Here is an 828-nt window from a genome sequence, read left to right on the forward strand (position 1 = left end):
ATTGATCGAAAAGAGCATGGCCAGCCCCAGCGTGCTGGCCATGCTGCTGACGACCAAGTACGTCGATGGCTTGCCGCTGCACCGTTTTGAAAGCGTACTGTCCCGACACGGCATCCACATTCCACGACAAACTCTGGCGCGTTGGGTGATCCAGTGCAGCGAACACTTCCAGCCACTGTTAAACCTGATGCGTGACCGGCTGCTGGAAAGTCCGGTGATTCACTGCGACGAAACGCGCGTACAGGTCTTGAAAGAGCCAGACCGCGACCCGACCAGCCAATCTTGGATGTGGGTGCAGGCCAGCGGCCCGCCTGATCGACAAGTTGTGCTGTTTGACTACACCACCAGCCGGGCGCAGGAAGTACCGTTACGCCTGCTGGAAGGGTATCGCGGCTATGTGATGACCGATGATTACGCCGGTTACAACGCGTTGGCGTTGCAGCCCGGTATCGAGCGGCTGGCGTGCATGGCTCATGCTCGACGCAAGTTCGTCGATGCGCAGAAAGTGCAGCCCAAGGGTAAGACGGGCCGCGCCGATGTGGCCCTGGCGATGATCAACAAGCTGTACGGCATCGAGCGCGACCTCAAGGAGGTCAGCGACGAACAGCGGTTCATCGGTCGCCAAGAAAGAAGCCTGCCGATCCTCGGCCAATTGAAAAGCTGGCTGGACAAGACGTACTCCCAGGTCACACCGCAAAGTGTGCTGGGCAAGGCCGTGCACTATCTGGCGAACAACCGGAGTCGCTTGGAACGCTATGTCGAGGCCGGCCATTTGCCGATCGACAACAACCTTGCGGAGCGTGCGATCAAGCCATTTGTCATCGGGCG

At 59.3% G+C, this 828-nt stretch carries 1 protein-coding gene; it reads left to right on the forward strand.

All coding sequences use genetic code 11. The features are described from left to right. Nucleotides 1-828: IS66 family transposase (gene tnpC / locus ACEWE8_RS26075; protein ID WP_395589449.1), on the forward strand; the 828-nt coding region annotated here is incomplete at both ends.

This window comes from Pseudomonas sp. TR47 (assembly GCF_044143025.1).
Classification (GTDB): domain Bacteria; phylum Pseudomonadota; class Gammaproteobacteria; order Pseudomonadales; family Pseudomonadaceae; genus Aquipseudomonas; species Aquipseudomonas putida_E.